The organism is Nocardioides sp. NPDC092400 (assembly GCF_040684155.1).
In the GTDB taxonomy this organism is placed as follows: Bacteria; Actinomycetota; Actinomycetes; order Propionibacteriales; family Nocardioidaceae; genus Nocardioides.
In genome coordinates this window covers 70735-95206 of sequence record NZ_JBFBFJ010000003.1, presented here as the reverse complement: position 1 = coordinate 95206, position 24472 = coordinate 70735, and the positions used below count along the sequence as shown (strand labels likewise).

Genomic DNA, 24472 nt, shown 5'->3' with positions numbered 1-24472 from the left:
GAGGCTACGACGGGCCTGTTGGGGGCCGGTTGGTTGACTCCCCTCATGAGCGCCGGAGCGGACGACCGGGACCGCCGGCTGGAGCGGACCATCCTCGACCTGCTGGCCCAGCGCGACGAGGGGAGGACCATCTGCCCCTCCGACGCCGCCCGCGCGGTGTGGGGCGCCGAGCGGCCGGAGGGTGGTGACCCCGAGGGGTGGCGGGGGCTGATGGAGCCGGCTCGCCAGGCGGCCCAGCGCTTGGTCGAGGCCGGCGAGGTCGAGGTCACCCAGCGCGGCGAGGTCGTCGACCTGCCGACGGCCCGGGGACCGGTCCGGATCCGGCGCGCCCGGCCCGGGGACGGCACTCCTCAGCGCGAGTCGACGTCCTGACCGGTGGCCAGGTCGCCGCACTCGACCAGCACCACGTCGCGTCCGGCGAGGTAGCCCTTCGCCCCGCTGTCGCCGCCGGTCGCGGCCAGCACGCCGGGCCAGTGCTCGCGGCCGAGCAGCACCGGGTGGCCGGGACGGCCGTCGTACGCCGCCCGGGCCAGGACGTCGGCGCCCGCCCGGGCCGCGACCCGGGCGACGACCTCGGGGGTGAGGTCGGGGAGGTCGACGAGCGTGACCAGGGCGGCGTCGGCACGGGGATCGGCCGCCGCCAGGCCGGTCCGCAGCGACGCCGACATCCCCGCCGACCAGTCGTCGGCCACGACGTACGCCGTGCCCGGCGGCAGCAGCGCGACCGCGTCGTCCGCGCGGGCCCCGAGGACGGCCGTGACCCGGTCGCAGCCGCCCTCGGCCAGCAGGTGGACCGCGCGGGCGAGCCAGTCGTCGACCAGCGCCTTGGGCGTGCCCATCCGGCTGCCCGCGCCGGCGGCGAGGACGATCCCGTGCAGCACCATCCCCGCGTCAGCCGCCGAACGCCTGCTCGTAGAGCGCCTGCAGGTCCGGCGCGGCCGGTCCGCTGAAGCCGCACACCGAGACCGCGCCGTCGGTGGCCGAGACGAGGTACTCCCCGCCCTCACGGAACTCGACCGCGCCCACGAGCAGCTGCATCTGCTCCGGCGGCGCCTCGACCCGGACCTCGTCGGCCGCGGCGCCGGCGTACTGCTCCTCGACCGCGAGCGTGACGGTCTCCTCGTCGACCTGCTCGACGGTGCCGAGGAACGCCACCTCCTGGGTGGCGAGCGCCTCGGCCGTGGGCACCATGCAGCGTCCGGTGGTGGCGGCGGGGGCGGCCAGGGTGAGGAGGGACGGCTCGGCGGGCTCGGACGGCTCGGACGGCTGGGACGGGTCGGCGGTCTCGCTGCTGCCGTCGCCCGCCGTCGGCGTCTGGTCCTCGTCGTCGCCGGTCGTGGCCGCGAACGCCACGCCGCCGACGACCACCACCGCGGCGGCGGCCGCGAGCCAGGTCAGGGAGGTACGACGACCGCCGGGGTCGGTGGTCGGCTGCTCGGACGTGGGGTGCTCGGACGTGGGGTGCTCGGTGGTCATCGTCGCCTCCAGGAGTCGGGCCACCCGGTCGGGGTCGGCCGGGGCGAGGGAGGCGGCCGGGTCGGTGGCGCGCAGCCGCTCGCGCAGCTGCGGGTCGTCGTCGAACGGTTCGCTCATGACCTGCTCCTCCCTCTCGTCCCCTCATGTCCGGCAGCGGCGTCGATCTTTCGCAGCTCGTCCCTGAGCTTCTGGCGGGCGCGGTGGAGCCGGATGCTGACGGCGTTCGGGGTCAGCCCCAGCACGGTGGCGATCTCGCCGGGGCCCAGCTGCTCCCAGGCCCACAGGCGGAGCAGCTCGGCGTCCTCGGCGCGGAGCGCGGCGAGCGCCTCCTCGAGCGGCAGGTCGGCCTCTCCGCCGACCGGCCCCGTGGTCGTCGCGGGCGGGTCGAGCGCGGCCACCTTGCCGGCGACCCGTCGTTGGCGCCGGGCGCTGCGCTCGGCGTTGGCCAGGGCGTGGCGCGCCACGGCGTACGCCCACGGCAGCGGGTCCTCCGGCAGGTCCTCCAGGCGCCGCCAGCAGACCAGCAGCGTCTCGGAGAGGACGTCGTCGGCGGTCGCGGCGTCGGTGCGCCGCGCGAGGAACCGGCGCAGCGGCTCGACCAGCCCGGGCGCCAGCGCCTCGAACCTCGCCCTGCGGCCCTCGGCATCCACGGGACCACCCTCGCACGGCGCTCCGCGAGGGGGTCGTGTGCCCGAGGACGCGTCCGGCCGCGTCGTGGGGCACACGACCCCGGCAGCCCCCGGAGACGACAGCAGGGCCCCCGCCGGAGCGGGGGCCCTGCTGGTGGTGCGGGTGGTGCCGAGTGGTGCTGGTGCTACGAGGGGGCTGGACTCAGAAGTCCATGCCGCCCATGCCGCCGGTCGGGTCGCCACCCATGGGGGCGGCCTTCTCCGGCTTGTCGGCGACGACGGCCTCGGTGGTGAGGAACAGGGCCGCGATGGACGCCGCGTTCTGCAGCGCCGACCGGGTGACCTTGGCCGGGTCGATGATGCCCTCGGCGATCATGTCGACGTACTCGCCGTTCGCGGCGTTGAGGCCCTGACCCGCGGTGAGGTTGGCGACCTTCTCCGCCACGACGCCGCCCTCGAGGCCGGCGTTGATCGCGATCTGCTTGAGCGGGGCCGAGGTGGCGACGCGGACGATGTTGACGCCCGTGGCCTCGTCGCCGGTCAGGTCGAGCTTGTCGAACGCGGTGGCCGAGGCCTGGACGAGCGCCACGCCGCCGCCGGCGACGATGCCCTCCTCGACGGCCGCCTTCGCGTTGCGGACGGCGTCCTCGATGCGGTGCTTGCGCTCCTTGAGCTCGACCTCGGTGGCCGCGCCGACCTTGATGACCGCGACACCGCCGGCCAGCTTGGCCAGGCGCTCCTGCAGCTTCTCGCGGTCGTAGTCGGAGTCGGACTTCTCGATCTCGGCGCGGATCTGGTTGACGCGACCGGCGATCTGGTCGGCGTCGCCCGAGCCCTCGACGATGGTGGTCTCGTCCTTGGTGATGACGACCTTGCGGGCCTGGCCGAGGAGCTCGATGCCGGTGGTCTCGAGCTTGAGGCCGACCTCCTCGGAGATGACCTGGCCGCCGGTCAGGATCGCGATGTCCTGGAGCATGGCCTTGCGACGGTCGCCGAAGCCCGGGGCCTTGACCGCGACGGACTTGAAGGTGCCGCGGATCTTGTTGACGACCAGCGTCGAGAGCGCCTCGCCGTCGACGTCCTCGGCGAGGATGACGAGCGGCTTGCCCGACTGCATGACCTTCTCGAGGATCGGCAGCAGGTCCTTGACGTTCGAGATCTTCTGGTTCGCGATCAGGATGTAGGGGTCCTCGAGGACCGTCTCCATCCGCTCGGGGTCGGTGACGAAGTACGCCGAGATGTAGCCCTTGTCGAAGCGCATGCCCTCGGTGAGCTCGAGGTCGATGCCGAAGGTGTTCGACTCCTCGACCGTGATCACGCCCTCCTTGCCGACCTTGTCCATCGCCTCGGCGATGGCGTCGCCGACGGTGGTGTCGCCACCGGCGGAGATGGTGGCCGTGGCCGCGATCTGCTCGCGGGTCTCGACCTCCTTGGCCATGCCGCGCAGCTGCTCGGACACGGCCTCGACGGCCGCCTCGATGCCGCGCTTGAGACCCATCGGGTTCGCGCCGGCCGCGACGTTGCGCAGGCCCTCGCGGACCATCGCCTGGGCGAGGACGGTCGCCGTCGTCGTGCCGTCACCGGCGACGTCGTCGGTCTTCTTCGCGACCTCCTTGACCAGCTCGGCGCCGATCTTCTCGTAGGGGTCCTCGAGCTCGATCTCCTTGGCGATGCTCACACCGTCGTTGGTGATCGTGGGGGCGCCCCACTTCTTCTCGAGGACGACGTTGCGACCCTTGGGGCCGAGCGTGACCTTGACGGCGTCGGCGAGCGTGTTCATGCCACGCTCGAGGCCGCGCCGGGCCTCCTCGTTGAATGCAATCAGCTTGGGCATGTTCCTGCGGTTCCTCACGCTGGAAGTTGCGGATCCGGCTCGGTGGGCTGCCCGCGACGGACGGTCCTGCGGACCCGGCGAACCCTTTCTCGCCGGCGCGAACGGACCTCAGCTGGCACCGATCCGGTTTGTCACTCTCGTGCTGAGAGTGCCAACCCCATGTTTAGCACTCGCCCCAGGCGAGTGCAAGAACAGTCCGGCCCTGGTCACCTCGCGGCCGGAGCGCTGTCACCGCGCCGCGAGGACCGACCCGACGAGGTCCGCGAACGGCCCCGCCAGCCCTGGCAGCACGTCGAGGTAGAGCCCGGGCTCGATCAGCTCCAGCTCGCTGACCACCCAGGCGCCGTCGAGCTGAACCAGGTCCACCCGTGCGTACGCCGGCGGGCCGGCCAGCAGCCGGCCGGCGGCCGCGACCGCGGCGCGGGCGACGTCGGCCCGGGCCGGGTCGACCTCCACGGCGACCGAGCTGCCGCCGTACAGCTCGTGCACGCGGACCTCCGACCCGCTCGGCCGCTTGTCGACCTGGCCGACCACCCGGCCGTCGAGGACCCACACCGAGGACTCCCCCACCGTCCGGACCGAGGCCACCAGCGGCTGCACGACCCATGGTCCGGCGACGAGCCCCTCCAGGCGCGGGTCGTCGGTGCGCTCGGCGACCACGACGCCGACCCCGCCCGCCCCGGTCCGGGGCTTGACCACGACCGCGCCCCACCGGTCGAGCGCCTCCTGCAGACCCACCCTCAGCCCGCGGTCGTCGAGCAGCGCGGTGGGGACGACCGGGACCTCGCGGCCCAGCTCGAGCAGGTAGGCCTTGTCGGCGTTCCAGGCGACCAGGTCGCTGCCGTGCAGCACCCGCGTGCTGCGCTCGACTCCGCGCAGCCAGGCCAGGAACTCGGCGTACCGGCGCTGGTAGTCCCACGTCGAGCGCAGCACCACCAGGTCGGCGGCGGCCCAGTCGACGTCCGGGTCGTCCCAGACCGCCCACCGCGCCTCGACCCCCCGCTCGGCGAGGGCGGTCACGAGCAGCTCGCCGCCCTCCTCACCCTCGGGCAGCAGGGAGAACGTCGCCAGGAGGACGCGCGTCACCGGCCGGTCAGCCCCTCGACGCGCGCCGGCAGCGCGACGACCGCCCGCGGGCTCTCCTGGTGCTCGCTCACGACTTCCTCCAGGGTCCGGTTCGTCACGGCGACGACCTTAGGGGGCCGGCGCACCCAGGTGTCGACCGCCCGCGCGAGCCACGACGCAGGCCCGGACCATCTGGTCCGGGCCTGCGCGAGGACGGAGGCGCCTACTGCTGCTCGGGTCGCTGGACGGTGTCCGGAAGGGGGGTGTCCACGTCGACGAACGCGGCCCCCTCCTCCGGGCGAGGTCGCAGGAGGTTGAGGACGACGGCGATGAGCGCCGCCGGCAGGATGCCGGAGGTCATCAGCACCCGCAGGGACTCCGGCATGACCTCCGCCGCGGCGGGCACGGCGGCGAAGCCCTGGCCCACACCGATGGAGGCGGCGATCACGATCAGGTCGTGACGGTCCAGGCGGCACTCGGCGAGCAGCTGGATGCCGGCGCCGAGCAGCATGCCGAACATGACCACCGCCGCGCCGCCCAGCACGGCCGACGGCATGGCGGTGATGACTGCGGCCAGCTTGGGCACCAGGCCCAGCGCGATGAGGAAGCCGGCGCAGATCGTCACCACGTGGCGGCTCATCACCCCCGTGAGGGCGACCAGCCCGACGTTCTGCCCGAAGGTGGTGTTCGGCAGGGCGGAGAAGACGGCGGCGACGCTCGTGGCCGCACCGTCGCCCATGACGCCACCGGCGAGCTCACGGTCGGTCACCTCGCGCCCGGCGCCGGCCTTCGTGATGGCCGACAGGTCGCCGATCGTCTCGATGGAGACCGCGATCGCCATCGCGCCCATGGCGATGAAGGCCGCCGCCGGGAACTCCAGACCGAACTCCAGCGGCGTCGGGAAGGCGAACCAGGACGCCTCGGACACGGGACTGAAGTCCACCTTCCCCAGGGCGATCGCGACGAGGTACCCGACCACGAGGCTGACCAGCACCGAGGCCGAGGCGATGATGCCCTTGCCGAAGCGGTAGGCGAGGAGGAGGACGACGAGGACGAGGGTCGCGAGACCGAGGTTCTCCCACGAGCCGAAGTCCTCGGCGCCGTTGCCGCCGCCGTAGAGGTGCATGCCGGTGGGGAGCAGCCCGATCCCGATGACGAGGACGACGATCCCGCTCACCAGCGGCGGGAAGAGGCCGCGCAGCCACTTGAGGCTAAAGCCCAGCACGAACTTCACGGCGCCCGCGAAGAGCGCACCACCGAGGACGGCTGCGAGCCCGTACTCCTGGGCCAGCGGGATGGACACCACCAGGAACCCGAAGCTGGTGCCCTGCACGACCGGCAGCCGCGCGCCGACCGGCCCGATGCCGATCGTCTGGATGAGCGTGGTCAGGCCGGCGGCGAACAGCGCCACCTGCACCAGGAAGACCGTCTCCCCCGTCGTCGCCCCGATGGCGGTGGCCAGGATGATCGGGATGGTGACGTTGCTCGCCATCATCACCATGACGTGCTGCAGCGCGAGCAGCAGGGCCTCGCCGACGGGAGGCATCTCGTTGATGTCGTACTTGACGTGCGCGGGCAGCTGCGACGACGGCGCAGGCCGGCGGGAACGGTCGGAGGCCATGGGGTTCCTCTCGCGGGGGGGGTTCCGCAGATCCTCACAACCGCGCTGTGATCCGGACCACTGGACAAGGTGACACCGGTCCGGCCCGCCGGGTGTGAAGGTCTGCCAGCCGGCCTCGACGCCCGACCGGGTGCGGGCGGTGACGCCCACGGTCCGAGCAGCAGGCCGGGACGGCGGTGGCGGCCGGGGGGCGCGGAGGAGCCCTGCCCGGCCGGCGCCCCGGTCACCCGGGTCCGGGGCCCGGCCGGCTCGGAGGGGGTCAGCAGCCCCCGGCGACGGCCGGGATGACCGAGACCTGCACGCCGTCCGGCGTGGGCGTGGCCAGGTCGTCGAGGAACCGGACGTCGTCATTGCCGACGTAGACGTTGACGAAGCGGCGCAGCGCGCCGTTGTCGTCGAGGATCCGCGCCTTGATGCCGGCGTGGTGGGTGTCGAGGTCGTCGAGGACCTCCGCCAGGGTCGCGCCCGTGGCGGTCACCTCGGAGGCACCGTCGGTGTAGGTGCGCAGGATGGTCGGGATGCGGACCGAGACACTCATCGGCTTGTCCTCGTATCGGGATCGGGCGGGGCTCAGGCCAGGCCGGTGGCCGCGAAGGCGGCGTACGACGGGGCGATGGTCGCGACGGGGCCGACCGAGCCGGACACCGCGTCGAGGGTCTTCAGGCCGTGGCCGGTGTTGATGACGACCGTCTCGAGCTCGGGGTCGAGCTGGCCGGACTCGACGAGCTTCTTCAGCACGCCCACGGTGGTCCCGCCGGCGGTCTCGGTGAAGATGCCCTCGGTGCGGGCCAGCAGCACGATCGCCTCGCGGACCTCGTCGTCGGTGACGTCCTCGACCGCCCCGCCGGTCTGGCGGCACACGTCGAGGACGTAGATCCCGTCGGCGGGGTTGCCGATGGCGAGGCTCTTGGCGATGGTGTCGGGCTTGACCGGCCGGATCGCGTCGACGCCGGCCTTGTAGGCGACCGAGACCGGCGAGCAGCCGGCGGCCTGCGCGCCGAAGACCTTGTAGGGCTTGTCCTCGACCAGGCCCAGCTCCACCAGCTCCTGGAAGGCCTTGTGCACCTTGGTCAGCTGCGAGCCGCTGGCGACCGGGATGACGATCTGGTCGGGCAGGCGCCAGCCGAGCTGCTCGGCGATCTCGTAGCCGAGGGTCTTGGAGCCCTCGGCGTAGTAGGGCCGGACGTTGACGTTCACGAACGCCCAGCCGTCCTCCTCGCCCGCGATCTCCGAGGCGAGCTTGTTGACGTCGTCGTAGTTGCCCTCGACGGCGACCAGGGAGTCGGTGAAGACCGCGGAGTTGACCTGCTTGGGCTGCTCGAGGTTGCTGGGGATGAACACGACCGTCTTCATCCCGGCGCGGGCACCCGCGGCGGCGACGGCGTTCGCGAGGTTGCCGGTGCTCGGACAGGCGAACACCTTGCTGCCGAACTCCCGGGCCGCGCTCAGCGCGCAGGCGACGACGCGGTCCTTGAAGGAGTTGGTCGGATTGGTCGAGTCGTCCTTGACCCACAGCCTGGCCAGGCCGAGCTCGGCGGCGAGGTTCCTCGCCTCGAGCAGGCGGGTGAAGCCGGGCTCGGTGTTGGGGCTGGTCTCGATGTCGGTCGGCACCGGCAACAGCGCTTTGTAGCGCCAGATGTTGCGCGGGCCGGCCTCGATCTCCTCGCGGGTGAGCTGCGGGAAGTCGTAGGCGATCTCCAGCGGGCCGAAGCACTCGCTGCACGCGTAGTGCGGGCCCAGCTCGACCTCGTGGCCGCACTCGCGGCAGGTGAGGGCCCGGGCGTTGCCGAAGGCACCCTCACGGATCTGGGTCTTCTCGGCACTCGGCTCGATGACAGGGGCAGCGCTCATGATTCCTCCTTCTCATCTTCCCCGGGTCACGACGGTCGTGCCGGGCGGAATTGGCACCGTTACCGACGACCGACCCGGGTCTACCGGGGGCGGAGGCGCGTTGGCGGTTGCCGGGACTTCACAGGGCCGTTCCCTCTGTCCCTCTGGATGAGCTGCCGAGAACACTACGTCGCACCGTCCCAGCCCGTGAAACCGGGTCCCGCCATGTGGACGGGACAGCACGCAGGGGCGCCCACGGGTCCGCGGGCGGACAGGTCAGGAGGCGGCTCAGGAGGCGGCGCGGGCGTCGGCGGCGAGCCGGCGCAGCAGGTCGAGCACGCCCTCGGGACCCGGCACGACGACGTCGGCGCGCTCGACGAGGGCGCTGACCGCGTCCTCCTCGGAGGCCGAGCAGACCAGCAGCGTCGGCAGGCCGTCCTTGCCCAGGGCGGTGACGGCGTCGAACGCCTCGAGGTCGCCGAGGTCGTCCCCGGCGAAGAGGAAGGCGCCGGCGCCCACCTCGGCGACGAGCGCGTCGACGGCCTTGCCCTTGTCCATGCCGGGGGCGCGGACCTCGATGACGTTGCGGCCGGGCTCGAGGACCAGCCCGTTGCGACCGGCGAGGTCGCGCAGCACCGGCAGCAGCCGCTCGAAGGCGCCCTCGGGGTCCGGGAGGCGACGGGTGTGGACGGCGTGCGCGAGGCCCTTGTCCTCCACCCACGCGTCGGCGGCGTCGGCGCGCCGCAGCGCCCGCGGCAGGTCGCGCAGGAACGTCGCGAGGCCCTGCGGCGGGCGCGGCGAGACGATCCGGCGCCGGGTGGAGGACCACCGCTCGTTGCCGTACTGGCCGAAGAGGAACAGCTCCTTGCCGGCGTCGGCCATGGCGTTGCCGACCTCTTCCAGCCCGCCGAGGTCCAGGGCCTGACGGGCGGGCCGGCCGGTCACCACCGCGACGGCGGCGACCACCCCGGCCAGGTCCACCAGGACCTCACCGGCGTCGGGGTGGATGTGCGCCTTCGTCGGGTCGTCGACGATCGGTGAGAGCGTGCCGTCGAAGTCCAGGCCGACCACGGCCCGTCCCGCGGCGCGCACCAGTGCGTCGTACTTCCGCTCGCCCTCGGCGGAGGTGAACTCCATGCCCCCAGCCTTCCAGACCGGCGGGAGCGCCACACGTGGGCCCGCTCACGCGGGCCACACCGGGAGCGTCGGTCGAGCAGTGGGTCAGTCGAGGGGCGCGGTGAGGATGATCGTGAGCCGGTCGAGCCGCATCGGGTCGACGGCGGGGACGACCCGCTCGACGCCGAGGTCGAGGGCCAGGAGCTTCGCGGCGCGCTCGAGGCGCGGGGGGAAGTAGACGGTGGTCGCCGGGATGGTGCCGACCCAGTTGTCGGAGCCGACGACCTGCCAGCCGGCCTGGCCGGCCTGGTCGGCGACGGAGCCGGCGAGCCCGGTGATGCCGGAGTTGTTGTAGACCTCGACGTAGACCTCGGAGCGCTTGACCGGCGGCTTGGCCGGCTTCGGCTCCTTGCTGGGCTCGGCCGCGGACGCCGACGGCGTGGCGACGGGCGTCTCGCGCTGGGAGATCGTGGTGATCTCCCGCTCGGTCGGCTCCCCGCCCCGGGTGGCGACGAAGGCGATGCCGGCCATGGCCACCGCGATGATGCTCAGCATCACCACGGGCGAGGGGAAGACGAAGCCGCGCTGGTCGCGGTGGCGGGCGGTCACGGCGCTCAGACCTCGAAGCCCAGGCGGCGGGCCGAGCGCTGGCGCTGGCGCTGGGAGCGCAGGCGGCGCAGGCGGCGGACCAGCAGCGGGTCGGCCTCGAGCGCCTCAGGGCGGTCGATGAGCGCGTTGAGGACCTGGTAGTAGCGCGTCGAGCTCATGTCGAACTTCTCGCGGACCGCGGTCTCCTTGGCGCCGGCGTACTTCCACCACTGGCGCTCGAACTCGAGGATCTCTCGGTCGCGGTCGCTCAGGGTCGGCGTGGCCCCGGCCTCGTGGCCGTCGAGGGCGTTCGCGGCGTCCATGCGCAGTCTCCCGGGAGCTGGTGTGGCGATAGGTGTCCGGACGCAACTGTAGGCGACAAACCACAGCGGTGTCATTCGGCTCGCCAGACGTGTCCCGGTGGTCTGGCCCCGCGGTCCGGAGCGCCTCCGGAGACCCTCCGGCGGGCTGTGTGGGACTCTCCTCCCCGTGACCGAACGCACCCGCTGGGGCATCCTCGCCACCGGCAAGATCGCCCGCACGTTCGCCGCCGACCTCGCGCTCGTCGAGGACGCCGAGCTGGTCGCCGTGGGCTCCCGACGGCCCGAGGCCGCCGCGGAGTTCGCTGCCGAGCACGGCGGGCGGCCGCACGGCTCCTACGAGGAGCTCGTCGCCGACCCCGAGGTGGAGGTGGTGTACGTCGCGAGCCCGCACGCGCTGCACCTCGAGCACGCCCGGCTCGCCTTCGAGGCCGGCAAGCACGTCCTGTGCGAGAAGCCGCTGACCCTCTCCACCGTGGACGCCGAGGAGATGGTCCGCCTCGCCGCCGAGCACGACCGCTTCCTCATGGAGGCGATGTGGACGGCGTGCCACCCGCTGGTCCGCGCGGTCGTCGAGCAGGTCCGCTCCGGCCGGTTCGGGACGCCGCGGCACCTGCACGCCGAGCTGGGCTTCCGGGTCGACGCGGGCCCCGAGGACCGGATGTTCGACCCGGCACTGGGCGCCAGCGCACTGCTCGACATGGGGATCTACCCGCTCACCTTCGCCCACCTGGTCCTCGGCGAGGCCGAGTCGCTGACCGGCACCGCCGCGCTGTCCGAGCGCGGGATCGACCTCGACGTCGCGGTCACCGGCCGCTACCCCGGCGGGACGCTGGCCACGATGACGGCGTCGATGACGTCGTGGTCCTCCCGCGCCGCCGCGATCGCCACCGACCTCGGGCGGATCGACGTCCCCGACTTCCACCACCCCACCCGCGCGACGTTCACGCCGTACGGCGAGGGGAGCACCAACGACGGCGACGTGCTCCGCGAGCCGGTCGAGATCGTCGCCGACGACCCGGTCGTCGGCCGCGGCTACGGCAACGAGATCGCCGAGGTCGGGCGCTGCCTGCGGGCCGGCCTCCGCGAGAGCCCGTGGGTGCCCCACGACCAGACCTTGGTGCTCATGCGCCAGATGGACGCCCTGCGCGAGCAGGTCGGGGTGTCCTTCGGCTGACCGAGCCCCGGGTCATCCGGCCGAGCGCAGGTAGCTGACGACGGCGGCCACCCGGCGGTGGGCGGCGCCGTCGTCGGGCGCGAGGCCGAGCTTGGCGAAGATCCGCTGGGTGTGCTTCTCCACCGCCCCCGAGGTGACCACCATGGCCTCGGCGATCGCGCTGTTGGAGCGGCCCTCCGCCATCAGCGCGAGGACCTCGTGCTCGCGCGGGGTCAGCGCGGCGAGCGGGTCGCGACGGGCGCCCATCAGCCGGCGCACCACCTGCGGGTCGAGCGCCGTGCCGCCGCGGGCCACGGTGTCGAGGGCGGTGGTGAAGTCGTCGAGGTCGGCGACGCGGTCCTTGAGCAGGTAGCCGACCCCGCCCTCGCCGGCCGCGAGCAGGTCCTCGGCGTAGGCGACCTCGACGTACTGCGAGAGCACGAGCAGCCGGGCCTCCGGCCAGGACCGCCGCACCTCGACGGCGGCGCGCAGCCCCTCGTCGGTGTGGGTCGGCGGCATCCGCACGTCGACGATGCCGACGTCGGGGCGGTGCTCGAGCACCGCCGCCACGAACGACGGCCCGTCCGCGACCGACGCGACGACCTCGTGGCCGGCCTCGGCCAGCAGCAGCTGCAGGCCCTCGCGCAGCAGGAACGAGTCGTCGGCGACGACGATCCTCATCGGCCCCACCCCACCGGGCACCTCACCGGGCGCCTCACCGCGCACCCGTCGGCACCAGCGCCGAGACGACCGTCGGGCCACCGGCAGGCGACTCGAGACCGAGGGTGCCGTCGACCGCGAGCAGCCGCTGGCCGAGCCCGGCGAGGCCGTGGCCCTTCGCCTCGTGCGCACCGCCGACGCCGTCGTCCTCGACCCGCACCAGCACCGCGTCGCCGACGTCGCGCACCTGCACGCGGGCCGAGGCGGCACCACTGTGCTTCGCGACGTTGGTGAGCGCCTCGCTGACCACGAAGTACGTCGTGGTCTCGACGTGCGGCGGGAGGCCGGCGGGCACGTCGATGTCGGCCTCGACCGGCACCGCGCTGCGGGCGGCGAGGTCCTCGAGCGCGACCTGCAGGCCGCGGTCGACCAGCAGCGGCGGCGCGATGCCCCGCGAGAGCGACCGCAGCTCCTCGACGGTCTCCCCCACCTGGGCCAGCGCCTCCTCGATGGTCGCGGCGGCCCGGGCCGGGTCCGAGTCGAGCTGGCGGCGGGCGCGGCCGAGGTCCATGCCCAGCCGGACCATCCGCTGCTGCGGTCCGTCGTGGATGTCGCGCTCGAGCCGGCGCAGGGACTCCGCCTCCGCGCGGCGGGCGGCGCTGCGGCCGGTCTCCACGCGACGTACCTCCTGCTGGAGCTCGGCGCGGCTGCACAGCAGCCCCCAGGCCAGGCTGCTGTGCAGCCAGGCGACGAACCGGACGACGAACGGCAGGGTCAGCAGGGCGACGAGCCCCAGGGCGGCGTTCAGGAGGGACTCCGCGACCGCGCCCTCCCCCAGGCCGAGGAGCTCGGCGAGCCCGCCGTCGTCCTCCCCGTCCGGGAGCCACATCTGCCAGAGCCAGTACGTCGCGCCGGTGAGCACCGCGCCCCACCAGGCGGCGGTGACCGCGAAGGCGAGCGTGCCGGTCACCAGGCCGACGACCGACCAGGTCAGGTCGAGCCAGGACTGCGGGTCGCGCAGCGGCGTGACGGTGCGGCGGAGGAGACCGTCGCCGGGGCGCGCGCGCAGGTAGGAGGGGCTCGGCGCGGCGCGGCGCAGCATCGTGCGCATCCGGGCACGTTCGAACCGGGCGAACCCGCGCGCGACGATCGCCGCCAGGGCGAGCACGAGGACGCCGTACACCAGGACCAGCAGGCCGGTCCCGAGGCTGAGCAGGACGACCGCCAGCACGAACGCCGGGAGCGCGACGAGGAAGGCGGACAGCGCGTAGCCGCTGTCGAGCAGGGTGCGGCGCACGGCGCCGGCGGGCATCGGTCTCGAGGTCATCACTGCGGTCGTCGTCATGTCTCCACCCTGGTCGGGCGAGCGGGCGCGCACGATCCTGCCAGCACGACGACCGGGGTGGGGCCAGCCCGACACCGCCCGCGCCCGCCGGGGCGTCCGATCCGTGTGCGGCCGTCGCCGGTTGGGCACTCCCCTAGGGTGAGCACCGTGTCTGCCGACCTCGTCATCGTGGCCAACCGACTGCCGGTCGACAGGGTGGAGCAGGCCGACGGCTCGATGGGCTGGCGCACGTCGCCGGGCGGCCTGGTCACGGCGATCGAGCCGGTCATGCGCGCGAACGACGGCACCTGGATCGGCTGGCCGGGCGGCACCGACTCCGACCTGGAGCCGTTCGAGGCCGACGGGATGAAGCTGGTCCCGATGTCGATGACCCAGGCCGAGGTCGAGGGCCACTACGAGGGCTTCTCCAACGCCACCCTGTGGCCGCTGTACCACGACCTGGTCGCCAAGCCGGAGTTCCACCGCGAGTGGTGGGACTCCTACGTCGCGGTCAACCGGCGCTTCGCCGAGAAGGCCGCGGAGCTGGCCTCCGAGGGTGCGACCGTGTGGGTCCACGACTACCAGCTGCAGCTGGTGCCCCAGATGCTGCGCGAGCTGCGACCGGACCTGCGGATCGGCTTCTACCTGCACATCCCGTTCCCGCCGGCCGAGCTGTTCCAGCAGCTGCCGTGGCGACGCCAGCTGCTCGAGGGCCTGCTCGGCGCGGACCTGATCGGGTTCCAGCTGCCCGGCGGCGCCCAGAACTTCGTCCGCCTCGTGCGCCAGCGGGTCGGCCACAAGACGCACCGCGACCTGGTCTACCTGCCAGACGGCCGCACCGTCCGCGCCGCGGCGTTCCCGATCTCCATCGACGCCGCGGGCTTCGAGGAGATGGCGCGCTCCGAGCCGGTCGCGCAGCGCGCCGAGGAGATCCGCACCGCCCTCGGCAACCCGCGCAAGGTGTTCCTCGGCATCGACCGCCTCGACTACACCAAGGGGATCTACGCCCGGCTGCGCGCCTTCAGCGAGCTCATCGCCGACGGCCACCTCGACGTCGAGGACGCCGTCTTCGTGCAGGTGGCGGTCCCCTCCCGCGAGCAGGTCGAGCAGTACCGCATCCTGCGCGACGAGATCGACCGCCTCGTCGGCCGGATCAACGGCGACCTCGGCCGCATCGGCCGCCCCGCGATCAGCTACCTGCACTCCTCCTACCCCCGCGAGGAGATGGCGGCGCTCTACCGCGCGGCCGACGTCATGGTCGTCACGCCCTACCGCGACGGCATGAACCTGGTCGCCAAGGAGTACGTCGCGTGCCGTTTCGAGGACACCGGCGCGCTGGTGCTCTCGGAGTTCGCCGGCGCCGCCGACGAGCTGCGGCAGGCCTGGCTGGTCAACCCCTACGACATCAACGGCATGAAGTCGGCCCTGCTCGAGGCCTACCGCGCCGACGACCGCGAGACCCGGCGGCGGATGAAGGCCATGCGCAAGACCGTCACCCAGCACGACGTCGCCGCCTGGGCGGACTCCTTCATGACCGAGCTCGGTGCCGTCCCCGGCTCGCACGGCAAGGCCGTGCGGCCGGCGAAGCGGTCGTAGGGGCTGGTCGCGGGCGTCGGAATCCCCGGGGCCCCGGGGATTCCGGCACTTCTCGGCCGATGCAACCCCTAAGAAGCGCCGGGATCCCCTGAGGAGTACGGCGGCTCCTCACCAGCCGGGCCAGCAGCCGGGCCAGCAGCCGGGCCAGCAGCCGCGGCCGGCGGTTCAGCCCGGCAGCAGCCCGGCGCCGGCCAGCGCCTCGACGAGCGGCCGGGGGTCGGGCCGCTCGTCGGTGCCCTGCAGGACGACGGTGTCGGCGCCGGCGTCGCGGATCTCGTCGACCCGCTCGGTCACCCGGGCGACGAGGTCCGGTGCGGCCGGGTCGAGCTCGGTGTAGACGGTGAGGACCGCCCGGCCGGGGCGGCCCGACGCGGAACGACCCTCGTCGACCAGCCCGCGGGCTCGGCGCACGGTGGCGGGGTCGCTGCCGGTGTGGTCGACCAGCGCGCCGTCGGCGACCTCGCCGGCGAGGCGGAGCGTGCGCGGCCCGCGCGCCCCGACGAGCAGCGGAGGGCGCTCGGCAGGGGGCCGGTCGAGCGCGACGCCGTCGAGGGCGACGTACCGACCGGAGGTCGTCAGGCTCCGGCCGTCGAGCAGGTCGCGGACCGCCTCGGTGTGCTCGCGCAGCAGCGTCATCGGCGAGTCGACGCCGGCGCCGACCTGCGCCATCCAGTCCAGGACACCGTGGCCCATCGTCGCCACGGACCGGCCGGGGAAGAGGTGCGCGAGGGTCGCGACCTCCATCGCCACGACCGCCGGGTTGCGCAGCGGCACCGGCAGCAGGCCGATGCCGACGCGGAGCCGCTCGGACCACGCCAGCGCCGCGGTCGCGGCGGTCAGCCCGCCCTCGAGGAAGCAGTCCTCCCACAGCCACAGCTCGGGCACGCCTGCCTCGTCGGCCGCGCGCACCACCTCCCGGAGCTCCTGGGGCGGCTGCTGCGGACGGAAGACGACACCGGTGCTCATGGCCGTCAGCGTGCCACCTCAGGCGTGCGCGGGGTGCGGGTCGTCGGGGATCCGGCCGAGCATGAGGTCCTCCACGGTGCCGGCGAGCACCGGTCCCGGCAGGCCCCAGCCCGGCTCGTAGCCGTAGGTCTCCCGCAGCGACGTCGCGGTGCGCGTGCCGTCGAGCAGGTCGACGTCGTCGGGGCCGATGAGCGCGGGGTGCACGACGCCGACGGCCTCGGCGACCTTCTGCAGGTCGCGCCGCAGCGAGCGGATGTACGTCGCCGCGCGGACCGACTTCAGGGCCGGGTCGAGGCCGCGCTCGAGCCGCCGGTCCTGGGTGGCCACGCCCGTGGGGCAGGTGTCGGCGTGGCACTTCTGCGCCTGGATGCAGCCGACGGCGAGCATCGCCTCCCGACCCACGTGGATGCCGTCGAGGCCGAGCGCCAGCGCGACCACGGCGTTCTCGGTCAGCCCGAGCTTCCCGCCGCCGAGGAAGGCCACCGAGTCCTGCAGGCCGGCGCGCGCGAAGCGCTGGTAGACCTGCGAGAAGGCGATGCGGAAGGGGTAGGCCACCGAGTCGGAGAACACCAGCGGCGCCGCGCCCGTGCCGCCCTCGCCGCCGTCGATGTTGACGAAGTCCACGCCCCGCTCGCGGGTGGACATCTGCGCGACCAGCTCGTCCCAGAAGGCGAGGTCGCCCACGGCCGACTTGATGCCGACCGGCAGCCCGGTCTCGGCCGCGAGCAGCTCGACGAAGTCGAGCATCGAGTCGGTGTCGGAGAACGCCGTGTGCCGGCTCGGCGAGGCGCAGTCCTGCCCCACCGGGATGCCGCGGATCTCGGCGATCTCCGGGGTGACCTTGGCGCCGGGCAGCATCCCGCCGAGCCCGGGCTTGGCGCCCTGCGACAGCTTGATCTCCAGGGCGCGCACCGGCGCGGAGGCGACCAGCTCCTTGAGCCGCCCCAGGTCGAAGCGGCCCTCGGCGTCGCGGCAGCCGAAGTACGCCGTGCCGATCTGGAAGACCAGTTCCCCGCCGTTGCGGTGGTACGGCGACAGCCCGCCCTCACCGGTGTTCTGCAGGCAGTCGGCGAGCTCGGCGCCGCGGTTGAGCGCCTCGATCGCGTTGCCCGAGAGCGAGCCGAAGCTCATCCCGGAGATGTTGACGATCGACCCGGGGCGGAACGCCTTGGCCCGCCCGCGCGGCCCGCCGAGCACCTTGCCCATCGGCAGCCGCACCGCCTCCTCGGCGTGCGGCGCGGTGGCCGCGCCCGGGCCGGCGAAGGTCCGGTGCTTGATGACGGGGTAGCCGATGCTGCGCTCGACGTCGTTGTCGGTGCCGAAGCCGAAGTAGGTGTTCTCCCCCTTCGAGGAGGCGTAGACCCAGCGCCGCTGGTCGCGGGAGAAGGGCCGCTCCTCGTCGTTGGAGGTGACGATGTACTGCCGCAGCTCGGGCCCGAACTTCTCCAGCGTGAAGCGCAGGTGCCCCACCACCGGGAAGTTGCGCAGGATGGCGTGCTTGCGCTGCGTGAGGTCGTGGGCGGCGACCGCCCCGAGGGCGGCGGCACCGGCGGCGGCGATCTTGGTCCAGCTCATGTCCTGTGCGGTACCCGCATCGGCGGGTACGTTGCGGCGCATGCCCCTCGTCCCCCAGCCCGACCAGGTCGTCGCGGCGGCCGGCAACGTCGCGCACAAGGTGCTGTACGGCGGGCTGGCGGACCTGCGTCCCATGCCGCGCACGCTCATCGACGAGGGAACGCTGCGCGAGGTCTACCACTACCGGCCGCGCGCGACCGTCCGCGAGCAGGGCGACCCGGTGCTGCTGGTGACGCCGCTGGCCGCGCCCGCGATCTGCTTCGACCTGCGGCGCGGCTGCTCCCTGGTGGAGCACCTGCTCTCGACCGGGCGCCCGACGTACCTCGTGGAGTACGGCGAGGTGTCCTTCCGCGACCGCTCGCTGGGCATGGAGCACTGGGTCGAGGAGGTCGTGCCCGCGGCGATCCGCGAGGTCTCGGCGCACGCCGGCGGCCGGCCGGTGCACGTCGTCGGGTGGTCCCTCGGCGGCATCTTCACGCTGCTGACCGCCGCGACCTCGCCCGACCTGCCGATCGCGTCGCTGACCTCGGTCGGCTCGCCGTTCGACGTCTCCCAGGTGCCGCTGGTCGCGCCGCTGCGGCCCCTGCTCAACCTGAACCCGACCGACGGCCGCGGGGCGATCACCCGGGCCTACCAGGCGATGGGCGGCGCGCCGAAGCCGCTGGTCCGCTGGGCGTTCCAGCTCAGCTCGTTCCAGAAGCTGGTGACCCGGCCGCTGGCGGTCGCGACCCACCTCGACGACGCCGACTTCCTCGCCCAGCTCGAGGCGGTCGACCGGTTCACCGCCAACATGTACGCCTACCCCGGCCGCAGCTTCGGCCAGCTCTACCACCGCTTCGTCAAGGGCAACGTGCTCAAGACCGGCGAGGTCGTGCTGGGCGAGCGGACCATCCGGCTGGAGGAGATCACCCAGCCGGTGCTGGTCTTCGCCGGCGCCACCGACGGCATCGCGCCGGTCGGGGCGGTCCGCGCGCTGCTCCCCCACCTGACGTCGGCCGAGGAGGTGCGCTTCGAGATCGTGCCGGGCGGCCACCTCGGCATGCTCACCGGCCGGCGGGCGCGGGGCACCACCTGGGAGGTGCTCGACGAGTGGCTCGAGCAGTGGTCGGACCGCCCGGCCCCCGAGGCTCCCCCGAAGGGCGCCAAGAAGACCGCCGGGAAGGTCCCGGCGAAGAAGACCGCCAAGAAGACCCCGGCGAAGAAGGCCCCGGCGAAGAAGGCCCCGGCCGAGGGGACCCCGGGCCCGGAGGCGATCGGCACCAACCCGGACCGGCGCCACGGCTCCGGCGGCTCGCGGTCGCTGGCCCGCTGAGGTGGCCACGCAGGAGTCGACCCGGGGCGCGGGTCCCGGCGACGCGAGCGGCGGCGCGCTGCCCCGCGGCGTACGCATCGGCTACGGGTCGGGCTCGGTCGCCACGGGCGCGTTCGGGACCGTGCCGGGGCTCATGCTCCTGCCGTTCCTCACCGACTCCCTCGGCATCGCCGCGGTGCTGGCCGGCGTCATCGTGTTCCTCCCCAAGGCGTGGGACGTCGTCCTCAACCCGATCGCCGGGCGGGTCAGCGACCGCAGCACCGACCCGCGCGGCCCCCGGCGCCCGTTCCTGCTCCGCGCCGGGCTGGTGCTGGCCCTCGGCTTCGCGCTGATCTTCGCCGCGCCGTCGATGGCGACCGGGCTCGAGGCGGCGTGGGTGCTGGTCTGCTTCCTCGGCTGTGCCTCGGCGTACGCCTTCTTCCAGGTGCCCTACGTCGCCATGCCGGCGGAGATGACTGGCTCCTACGACGAGCGCACCCGGCTGATGACCTGGCGGGTCGCGATCCTGGCGCTCACGATCCTGGTGGCCGGCGGGACCGCGCCGCTCATCCGCGACGCGGTCGGCGGCCGGGACGGCTACCGGGTCATGGGCGTGGTGATGGCGCTGGTCATCCTCGTCGGCGTCGTCTCCTCCTACGTCGGCACGCGGCGCGCCCCGGTCGGCACCGTCGAGCCGGGCGCGGGCTCCCTGCGCGACCAGCTGCGGATCGTGGCGACCGCGCGCGACTTCCGCCTGCTGCTCACCACCTTCGTCGTCCAGGCGCTGGCCACCGGGTCCATGCTCGCCGGCGTGGACTACCTCGCCGAGGACGTCCTGGACAGCACCGGCGCCGCGACCGTCCTCTTCCTCTGCTTCGTCGGGCCGGCGCTCCTGCTGACCCCGGTGTGGTCGGCGGTCGGGCAGCGGGTCGGCAAGAAGCGCGGGTACGTCGCCTCCTCGCTGTTCCTCGCCGCCGGCGCCGCCCTCGCGGCCGTCGCGGACACCGCCCCCGCGGGCCTGGTCTTCGCGGCGGTCGGGCTCGCCGGGATCGGGTACGCCGGCTGCCAGGTCTTCCCGATGGCGATGCTGCCCGACGCGGCCGCCGTGGACGCCCGCCGGACCGGGAGCGGCCGCGCCGGCGTCTACACAGGCGTGTGGACCGCCGGCGAGACCCTCGGCCTGGCGCTCGGCCCGGCCGTCTTCGCCCTCGTCCTGGCCGTGGGCGGCTACCGCTCCTCGACCGACGCCGCCGCGTCCCAGCCCGACTCCGCGGTGACCGCGATCGTGCTCGGGTTCTCGCTGCTGCCCGCGCTCCTCGTGCTGGTCAGCCTGTGGTGGCTCTCCCGCTACACCCTCGACGCGACGGAGGTCGACGCATGACCAGCCCCACCCCGGACGCACCGGGCGCCCCCGACGTCCTGGCCGAGCTCCGCTCGCTGCAGCGCGCGGACCTGCCCGTGCAGGGCGGTCGCACGCTCGCCTACGTCTACGACTCCGGGCTCGCCGAGGTGGACCGGGTCGGGCGGGAGGCGGTCGCCGCCTACGCCGGGTCCAACGGGCTCGACCCGACGGCGTTCCCCAGCCTGCTGCGGATGGAGAACGACCTGGTCGCCTTCGCCGCCCGCCTGCTCGACGCACCGGCCACGGTGGTCGGCAGCGTGACCTCCGGCGGGACCGAGTCGGTGCTGCTCGCGGTCCAGGCCGCACGGGACGCGCGGCCGGACGTCGCGCGCCCCAGCATGGTCCTGCCCGCCACCGCGCACGCCGCCTTCCACAAGGCCGCCCACTACTTCGGCGTCGAGGCGCGGCTGGTCCCCGTCGGGCCCGACCACCGCGCGGACGTCGCCGCCACCGAGGCCGCGATCGACGAGAGCACGGTGCTCGTGGTCGCCAGCGCGCCGTCGTACGCCCACGGCGTCGTCGACCCCGTCACCGGGCTGGCCGCCCTCGCGGCCGCGCGCGGGATCCGCTGCCACGTCGACGCGTGCATCGGCGGCTGGGTGCTGCCGTACGCCGCGCGGCTGGGCCGCGACGTGCCGGCGTGGACCTTCGCCGTCGAGGGCGTCACGTCGATCAGCGTCGACCTGCACAAGTACGCCTACGCCCCCAAGGGCACCTCCCTCCTGCTGCACCGGACCCCTGCCCTGCGCCGCCCCCAGCTGTTCGCCTCCGCCGCGTGGCCGGGCTACACGATGCTCAACCCGACGATGCAGTCCACCCGCTCCGGCGGCCCGACCGCGGGCGCCTGGGCGGTGGTGCGGACCCTGGGCGACGCGGGCTACGAGCGGCTGACCGCCGACGTCCTGGAGGCCGTGGACCGGATCGTGGCAGGGGTCGCCGACATCGACGGGCTGCGCCTGGTCGTGGAGCCGGACTCGACGCTGGTCGCGCTCGCCACCGACGGCACCTGCGACGCCTTCACGGTCTCCGACGAGATGGTGGCGCGCGGCTGGTACGTCCAGCCGCAGATGTCGTACGCCGCGCAGCCGCCGACGATCCACCTGTCGGTGAGCGCGGCGACCCTGGCCGGCATCGACGACCTCCTCGTGGCGCTCCGCGAGTCCGTCGCGGCCGCGGTGGCCGCCGGACCGGTGGCGGTGGACGCGGGTGTGGCGGACTACATCCGCTCCCTCGACCCGGCCGCGCTGACCGACGAGGAGTTCGACGGGCTGCTGGCGGCCTCCGGGCTGGTCGGGGAGGGGGCCGACGGCGCGCTGGCCCTGCCCGCGCGGATGGCGGAGGTCAACGCGATGCTCGACCTGGCCTCCCCGGCGATGCGCGAGGCGCTGCTGGTGACCTTCCTGGACCGGCTGAGCCGCCCCACGACCGGCTGAGCGGCGCCTCAGGCGACGCCGGTCCGCCTCGCGCCCGGGCCGGGCCGGGGCACGGCGTCGCGCAGGTCCGCGACGCGGTGCCCGTGCTCGCAGACCAGCTCGGCGTGCAGCCGGCCGCCGCAGTCGCGGTGGGCGACCTCGACCGGTGGGCCCTCGGGGTCGGCGAGGTAGCGGTCGCCCCAGTCGGCGATCGCGACCAGCACCGGGTAGAGGTCGAAGCCCTTCGGTGTCAGGCGGTACTCGTGCCGCTCCCGCTCGCCCTCGGGGCGGTAGGGCACCTTGCGCAGGACGTCCTGGTCGACCAGCAGCGCGAGCCGGTTGCTGAGCACCTGACGCGGGATGCCGCTGTGCCGGCGGATGTCTTCGAAGCGACGCACGCCGTTGAACACCTCGCGCAGCACCACGAACGTCCACCGCTCCCCCAGCACGGCCATCGAGCGGCCGACCGTGCAGTTCTCGGTCGACCAGTCGAGGGCCGACGGCGGTGTGGTCACGAGCACATCCTAGGCGAGGCTGGGTCTCGTTGACAGACCGAGCGTCGGTCCGCCAGGCTGCGTCCATGACCGAGACCCAGGAGTCCAGCCCGCAGGCCGCCACCCACCAGGGCGACGGGCTCGACCTGGCGTCGATGACCGGCCTCGAGCTCCTGATGGCGATGCGCGACGGCCTCGTCCCGCCGGCACCGATCGCCGAGACGCTCGGCATGGTCGGCTTCGACGGCGAGCACGGCTCGATCTCGGTGGAGCTGGACCCCGAGCACCGGCACTACAACCCGCTCGGGACGGTCCACGGCGGGGTCATCTCCACGATGCTCGACACCGCCGCGGCCTGCTCGGTCCACTCCACGCTCGCGGCGGGCGAGGGCTACACCTCCCTCGACCTGACCGTGAAGTTCCTCCGCCCCGTCACCGTCGACTCCGGGCGACTGCGAGCGGTCGGCACCGTCGTCCACCGCGGGCGGCGCACGGCCCTCGCCGAGGCACAGCTCTTCGACGCCCGCGGCAAGCTGGTCGCCCACGCCACCTCCAGCTGCATGATCTTCGCCTGAGGCTCGGTAGCGTCGCGGCGTGAGCGCTCTCGCCGGACTGGTCGACCAGGGTCTCGTCGCTCCGGACTGGGCGGCCGCCCTGGCGCCGGTCGACGACCGGATCGCGGAGCTGGGCCGGTTCCTGCGCGCGGAGCTGGCGGCCGGCCACACCTACCTGCCGGCCGGCGAGCGGGTCTTCCGGGCGTTCGCCCGCCCGATGGCCGACGTGCGGGTGCTCGTCGTGGGCCAGGACCCCTACCCCACGCCGGGCCACCCGATCGGCCTGAGCTTCGCCGTCGACGCCCACGTGCGGCCGGTGCCGCGCTCGCTGGCCAACATCTACACCGAGCTGCGCAGCGACCTGGGCATCGACACCCCCGAGCACGGCGACCTCACCGCCTGGGCGGACGCCGGCGTCATGCTGCTCAACCGGGTGCTCACGGTCCGGCCCGGCGCGTCGGCCTCCCACCGCGGGCGCGGCTGGGAGGAGGTCACGGCCTGCGCGATCGAGGCGCTCGTCGCGCGCGGCGGGCCGCTCGCGGCGGTCCTGTGGGGTCGCGACGCCCAGGGGCTCAAGCCGATGCTGGGCGCCACGCCGTACGTCGAGTCCGTGCACCCCTCGCCCCTCTCGGCCCACCGCGGCTTCTTCGGCTCCCGGCCGTTCAGCCGGGTCAACGACCTGCTCGCCCGCCAGGGTGCGGACGGGGTGGACTGGCGCCTGCCGGTGGAATAAGGTTGAACTCTCAACCATTGGAGTGGACATGGCAGTGGACCCCGTGACGACAGGCCGGATGCCGGCGCTCTACCTCGGCCACGGCGCGCCCCCGCTGCTCGACGACCCGACCTGGTCGGGCCAGCTCGCCGCCTGGGCCGCCGAGCTCCCGCGCCCGACCGCCGTGCTCATCGTCAGCGCGCACTGGGAGTCGGCGCCGGTCTCGCTCAGCGCGAGCCGTGCGCCGCTGGTCTACGACTTCGGCGGCTTCGACGCGAAGTACTACCGGATGACCTACGAGACGCCCGACGCCACCGCGCTCGCCCAGCGGGTCGCGGCGATGATGCCGGCCGGCGAGCCGGTCCACCAGCACACCTCGCGCGGGCTGGACCACGGCGCCTGGGTGCCGCTGCGGATCATGTACCCCGAGGCCGACGTCCCCGTCCTGCAGATGTCGCTGCCCACCCACGACCCGGTCCGGCTGATGGCGCTCGGCGAGCGCCTCCGTCCGCTGCGCGACGAGGGCGTGCTGATCATCGGCTCCGGCTTCCTCACCCACGGGCTGCCGTTCCTGACGTCGTGGCGCATCGACGCCGACGCACCCGGCTGGTCGGCGGAGTTCGACGCGTGGGCCGGCGAGGCGCTCGCCCGCGGCGACGTCGACGCCCTCGCCGACTACCGCCACCAGGCCCCCGGCATGCCGTACGCGCACCCCACCGTGGAGCACTACACCCCGCTCTTCGTCACCCTCGGCGCCGCGACCACCCCCGACGAGCCCGGCACCCAGGTCATCGACGGGTTCTGGATGGGCCTGTCGAAGCGGTCGCTGCAGGTGGCCTAGGGCAACGTTC

General features: G+C 73.8%; 25 protein-coding genes and 1 riboswitch. Of the genes, 9 read left to right on the top strand and 16 right to left on the bottom strand.

The genetic code is table 11. The features are described from left to right. The first annotated feature begins 45 nt into the window (after positions 1-45). Entirely contained in the window at positions 46-372 is a 327-nt protein-coding gene (locus AB0N29_RS12205; protein ID WP_364867045.1) for a DUF3253 domain-containing protein, read from the top strand. On the opposite strand, the gene AB0N29_RS12200 is transcribed toward AB0N29_RS12205, so the two are convergent. The 11 genes from AB0N29_RS12200 to AB0N29_RS12150 form a co-directional block, all read right to left on the bottom strand. Continuing rightward, positions 351-884, bottom strand: a complete 534-nt coding sequence (locus AB0N29_RS12200) for an NTP transferase domain-containing protein (protein ID WP_364867043.1) — start codon at positions 882-884, stop codon at positions 351-353. The two genes, AB0N29_RS12205 and AB0N29_RS12200, sit on opposite strands and share 22 nt — an antisense overlap. A 7-nt stretch (positions 885-891) precedes the next feature. Then, positions 892-1593, bottom strand: a complete 702-nt coding sequence (locus tag AB0N29_RS12195; RefSeq protein WP_364867041.1) for a hypothetical protein — start codon at positions 1591-1593, stop codon at positions 892-894. Then, positions 1590-2126 (bottom strand): sigma-70 family RNA polymerase sigma factor, encoded by a 537-nt coding sequence (locus AB0N29_RS12190; RefSeq protein WP_364867039.1) that lies wholly within the window; start codon positions 2124-2126, stop codon positions 1590-1592. The genes AB0N29_RS12195 and AB0N29_RS12190 overlap by 4 nt, the downstream gene beginning before the upstream one ends. A gap of 181 nt (positions 2127-2307) precedes the next feature. Beyond that, a complete protein-coding gene (groL, locus tag AB0N29_RS12185; protein WP_364867037.1) occupies positions 2308-3939 on the bottom strand; it encodes a chaperonin GroEL in 1632 nt (543 codons plus the stop codon). Between the two features lie 228 nt (positions 3940-4167). Next, a complete protein-coding gene (locus tag AB0N29_RS12180; protein ID WP_364867035.1) occupies positions 4168-5025 on the bottom strand; it encodes a hypothetical protein in 858 nt (285 codons plus the stop codon). A gap of 202 nt (positions 5026-5227) precedes the next feature. After that, positions 5228-6625 (bottom strand): nucleobase:cation symporter-2 family protein, encoded by a 1398-nt coding sequence (locus tag AB0N29_RS12175; RefSeq protein WP_364867033.1) that lies wholly within the window; start codon positions 6623-6625, stop codon positions 5228-5230. A gap of 259 nt (positions 6626-6884) precedes the next feature. Beyond that, the gene (locus tag AB0N29_RS12170; protein ID WP_302268165.1) at positions 6885-7163 is read right to left on the bottom strand and encodes a MoaD/ThiS family protein; all 279 of its coding nucleotides are present in this window, start codon (positions 7161-7163) and stop codon (positions 6885-6887) included. Positions 7164-7195: 32 nt separating this feature from the next. Beyond that, positions 7196-8476 (bottom strand): threonine synthase, encoded by a 1281-nt coding sequence (gene thrC / locus AB0N29_RS12165; RefSeq protein ID WP_364867031.1) that lies wholly within the window; start codon positions 8474-8476, stop codon positions 7196-7198. Positions 8477-8485: 9 nt separating this feature from the next. Next, a riboswitch (SAM riboswitch) is annotated at positions 8486-8630 on the bottom strand. A gap of 113 nt (positions 8631-8743) precedes the next feature. Continuing rightward, complete coding sequence (otsB, locus tag AB0N29_RS12160; RefSeq protein WP_364867029.1) at positions 8744-9592, bottom strand: trehalose-phosphatase; 849 nt, start codon at positions 9590-9592, stop codon at positions 8744-8746. 84 nt (positions 9593-9676) lie between these two features. Next, entirely contained in the window at positions 9677-10180 is a 504-nt protein-coding gene (locus tag AB0N29_RS12155; protein ID WP_302268168.1) for a LytR C-terminal domain-containing protein, read from the bottom strand. A 5-nt stretch (positions 10181-10185) separates the two neighbouring features. Continuing rightward, positions 10186-10482 carry a DUF3263 domain-containing protein gene (locus tag AB0N29_RS12150; RefSeq protein ID WP_166192651.1) on the bottom strand — a complete coding sequence of 99 codons (297 nt, stop codon included), beginning with the start codon at positions 10480-10482 and terminating at the stop codon, positions 10186-10188. A 166-nt stretch (positions 10483-10648) separates the two neighbouring features. On the opposite strand from AB0N29_RS12150, the gene AB0N29_RS12145 reads away from it, so the two are divergent. Beyond that, the gene (locus AB0N29_RS12145) at positions 10649-11656 is read left to right on the top strand and encodes a Gfo/Idh/MocA family oxidoreductase (protein WP_302268169.1); all 1008 of its coding nucleotides are present in this window, start codon (positions 10649-10651) and stop codon (positions 11654-11656) included. 12 nt (positions 11657-11668) lie between these two features. Here AB0N29_RS12145 and AB0N29_RS12140 read toward each other — a convergent pair whose 3' ends face one another. Continuing rightward, the gene (locus tag AB0N29_RS12140; protein WP_302268170.1) at positions 11669-12316 is read right to left on the bottom strand and encodes a response regulator transcription factor; all 648 of its coding nucleotides are present in this window, start codon (positions 12314-12316) and stop codon (positions 11669-11671) included. 34 nt (positions 12317-12350) lie between these two features. Then, a complete protein-coding gene (locus tag AB0N29_RS12135; RefSeq protein WP_364867025.1) occupies positions 12351-13640 on the bottom strand; it encodes a sensor domain-containing protein in 1290 nt (429 codons plus the stop codon). A gap of 138 nt (positions 13641-13778) precedes the next feature. Between AB0N29_RS12135 and AB0N29_RS12130 the strand changes: the two genes are divergently transcribed. After that, complete coding sequence (locus AB0N29_RS12130; RefSeq protein ID WP_302268172.1) at positions 13779-15215, top strand: trehalose-6-phosphate synthase; 1437 nt, start codon at positions 13779-13781, stop codon at positions 15213-15215. Between the two features lie 165 nt (positions 15216-15380). Here the strand turns inward: AB0N29_RS12130 and AB0N29_RS12125 are convergent, their stop codons facing one another. Further along, positions 15381-16181 carry an LLM class flavin-dependent oxidoreductase gene (locus AB0N29_RS12125; protein ID WP_364867022.1) on the bottom strand — a complete coding sequence of 267 codons (801 nt, stop codon included), beginning with the start codon at positions 16179-16181 and terminating at the stop codon, positions 15381-15383. 18 nt (positions 16182-16199) lie between these two features. After that, positions 16200-17756: an FMN-binding glutamate synthase family protein gene (locus AB0N29_RS12120; protein WP_364867020.1), complete on the bottom strand. Its 1557-nt coding sequence runs from the start codon at positions 17754-17756 to the stop codon at positions 16200-16202. Between the two features lie 40 nt (positions 17757-17796). Here AB0N29_RS12120 and AB0N29_RS12115 point away from each other — a divergent pair, with 40 nt between their 5' ends. The 3 genes from AB0N29_RS12115 to AB0N29_RS12105 are packed head-to-tail and all read left to right on the top strand — an operon-like array spanning position 17797 to position 21882. Further along, on the top strand, positions 17797-19068 hold the full coding sequence (locus tag AB0N29_RS12115) for an alpha/beta fold hydrolase (RefSeq protein ID WP_364867018.1): 1272 nt from the start codon (positions 17797-17799) through the stop codon (positions 19066-19068). A gap of 1 nt (position 19069) precedes the next feature. Further along, on the top strand, positions 19070-20428 hold the full coding sequence (locus tag AB0N29_RS12110; protein ID WP_364867016.1) for an MFS transporter: 1359 nt from the start codon (positions 19070-19072) through the stop codon (positions 20426-20428). After that, a complete protein-coding gene (locus AB0N29_RS12105) occupies positions 20425-21882 on the top strand; it encodes an aminotransferase class V-fold PLP-dependent enzyme (RefSeq protein ID WP_364867014.1) in 1458 nt (485 codons plus the stop codon). The genes AB0N29_RS12110 and AB0N29_RS12105 overlap by 4 nt, the downstream gene beginning before the upstream one ends. An 8-nt stretch (positions 21883-21890) precedes the next feature. Here the strand turns inward: AB0N29_RS12105 and AB0N29_RS12100 are convergent, their stop codons facing one another. After that, positions 21891-22376 (bottom strand): helix-turn-helix domain-containing protein, encoded by a 486-nt coding sequence (locus AB0N29_RS12100; RefSeq protein ID WP_364867012.1) that lies wholly within the window; start codon positions 22374-22376, stop codon positions 21891-21893. A gap of 65 nt (positions 22377-22441) precedes the next feature. On the opposite strand from AB0N29_RS12100, the gene AB0N29_RS12095 reads away from it, so the two are divergent. The 3 genes from AB0N29_RS12095 to AB0N29_RS12085 are packed head-to-tail and all read left to right on the top strand — an operon-like array spanning position 22442 to position 24462. Beyond that, the gene (locus AB0N29_RS12095; protein ID WP_364867010.1) at positions 22442-22930 is read left to right on the top strand and encodes a PaaI family thioesterase; all 489 of its coding nucleotides are present in this window, start codon (positions 22442-22444) and stop codon (positions 22928-22930) included. 19 nt (positions 22931-22949) lie between these two features. After that, positions 22950-23642, top strand: a complete 693-nt coding sequence (locus AB0N29_RS12090) for a uracil-DNA glycosylase (RefSeq protein WP_364867008.1) — start codon at positions 22950-22952, stop codon at positions 23640-23642. Positions 23643-23670: 28 nt separating this feature from the next. After that, positions 23671-24462, top strand: coding sequence for a class III extradiol ring-cleavage dioxygenase (locus AB0N29_RS12085; protein WP_302268182.1), 792 nt, complete (start codon positions 23671-23673; stop codon positions 24460-24462). Positions 24463-24472 lie beyond the last annotated feature (10 nt).

What these genes read in the sequence shown, in the direction of transcription:
- AB0N29_RS12205 (WP_364867045.1), top strand. Translation starts at nt 46, where the DNA reads ATGAGCGCCGGAGCGGACGACCGGGACCGCCGGCTGGAGCGGACCATC.
- AB0N29_RS12200 (WP_364867043.1), bottom strand. Translation starts at nt 884, where the DNA reads ATGGTGCTGCACGGGATCGTCCTCGCCGCCGGCGCGGGCAGCCGGATG.
- AB0N29_RS12195 (WP_364867041.1), bottom strand. Translation starts at nt 1,593, where the DNA reads ATGAGCGAACCGTTCGACGACGACCCGCAGCTGCGCGAGCGGCTGCGC.
- groL (WP_364867037.1), bottom strand. Translation starts at nt 3,939, where the DNA reads ATGCCCAAGCTGATTGCATTCAACGAGGAGGCCCGGCGCGGCCTCGAG.
- AB0N29_RS12175 (WP_364867033.1), bottom strand. Translation starts at nt 6,625, where the DNA reads ATGGCCTCCGACCGTTCCCGCCGGCCTGCGCCGTCGTCGCAGCTGCCC.
- AB0N29_RS12170 (WP_302268165.1), bottom strand. Translation starts at nt 7,163, where the DNA reads ATGAGTGTCTCGGTCCGCATCCCGACCATCCTGCGCACCTACACCGAC.
- thrC (WP_364867031.1), bottom strand. Translation starts at nt 8,476, where the DNA reads ATGAGCGCTGCCCCTGTCATCGAGCCGAGTGCCGAGAAGACCCAGATC.
- otsB (WP_364867029.1), bottom strand. Translation starts at nt 9,592, where the DNA reads ATGGAGTTCACCTCCGCCGAGGGCGAGCGGAAGTACGACGCACTGGTG.
- AB0N29_RS12150 (WP_166192651.1), bottom strand. Translation starts at nt 10,482, where the DNA reads ATGGACGCCGCGAACGCCCTCGACGGCCACGAGGCCGGGGCCACGCCG.
- AB0N29_RS12140 (WP_302268170.1), bottom strand. Translation starts at nt 12,316, where the DNA reads ATGAGGATCGTCGTCGCCGACGACTCGTTCCTGCTGCGCGAGGGCCTG.
- AB0N29_RS12135 (WP_364867025.1), bottom strand. Translation starts at nt 13,640, where the DNA reads ATGACGACGACCGCAGTGATGACCTCGAGACCGATGCCCGCCGGCGCC.
- AB0N29_RS12125 (WP_364867022.1), bottom strand. Translation starts at nt 16,181, where the DNA reads ATGAGCACCGGTGTCGTCTTCCGTCCGCAGCAGCCGCCCCAGGAGCTC.
- AB0N29_RS12120 (WP_364867020.1), bottom strand. Translation starts at nt 17,756, where the DNA reads ATGAGCTGGACCAAGATCGCCGCCGCCGGTGCCGCCGCCCTCGGGGCG.
- AB0N29_RS12115 (WP_364867018.1), top strand. Translation starts at nt 17,797, where the DNA reads ATGCCCCTCGTCCCCCAGCCCGACCAGGTCGTCGCGGCGGCCGGCAAC.
- AB0N29_RS12105 (WP_364867014.1), top strand. Translation starts at nt 20,425, where the DNA reads ATGACCAGCCCCACCCCGGACGCACCGGGCGCCCCCGACGTCCTGGCC.
- AB0N29_RS12095 (WP_364867010.1), top strand. Translation starts at nt 22,442, where the DNA reads ATGACCGAGACCCAGGAGTCCAGCCCGCAGGCCGCCACCCACCAGGGC.
- AB0N29_RS12085 (WP_302268182.1), top strand. Translation starts at nt 23,671, where the DNA reads ATGGCAGTGGACCCCGTGACGACAGGCCGGATGCCGGCGCTCTACCTC.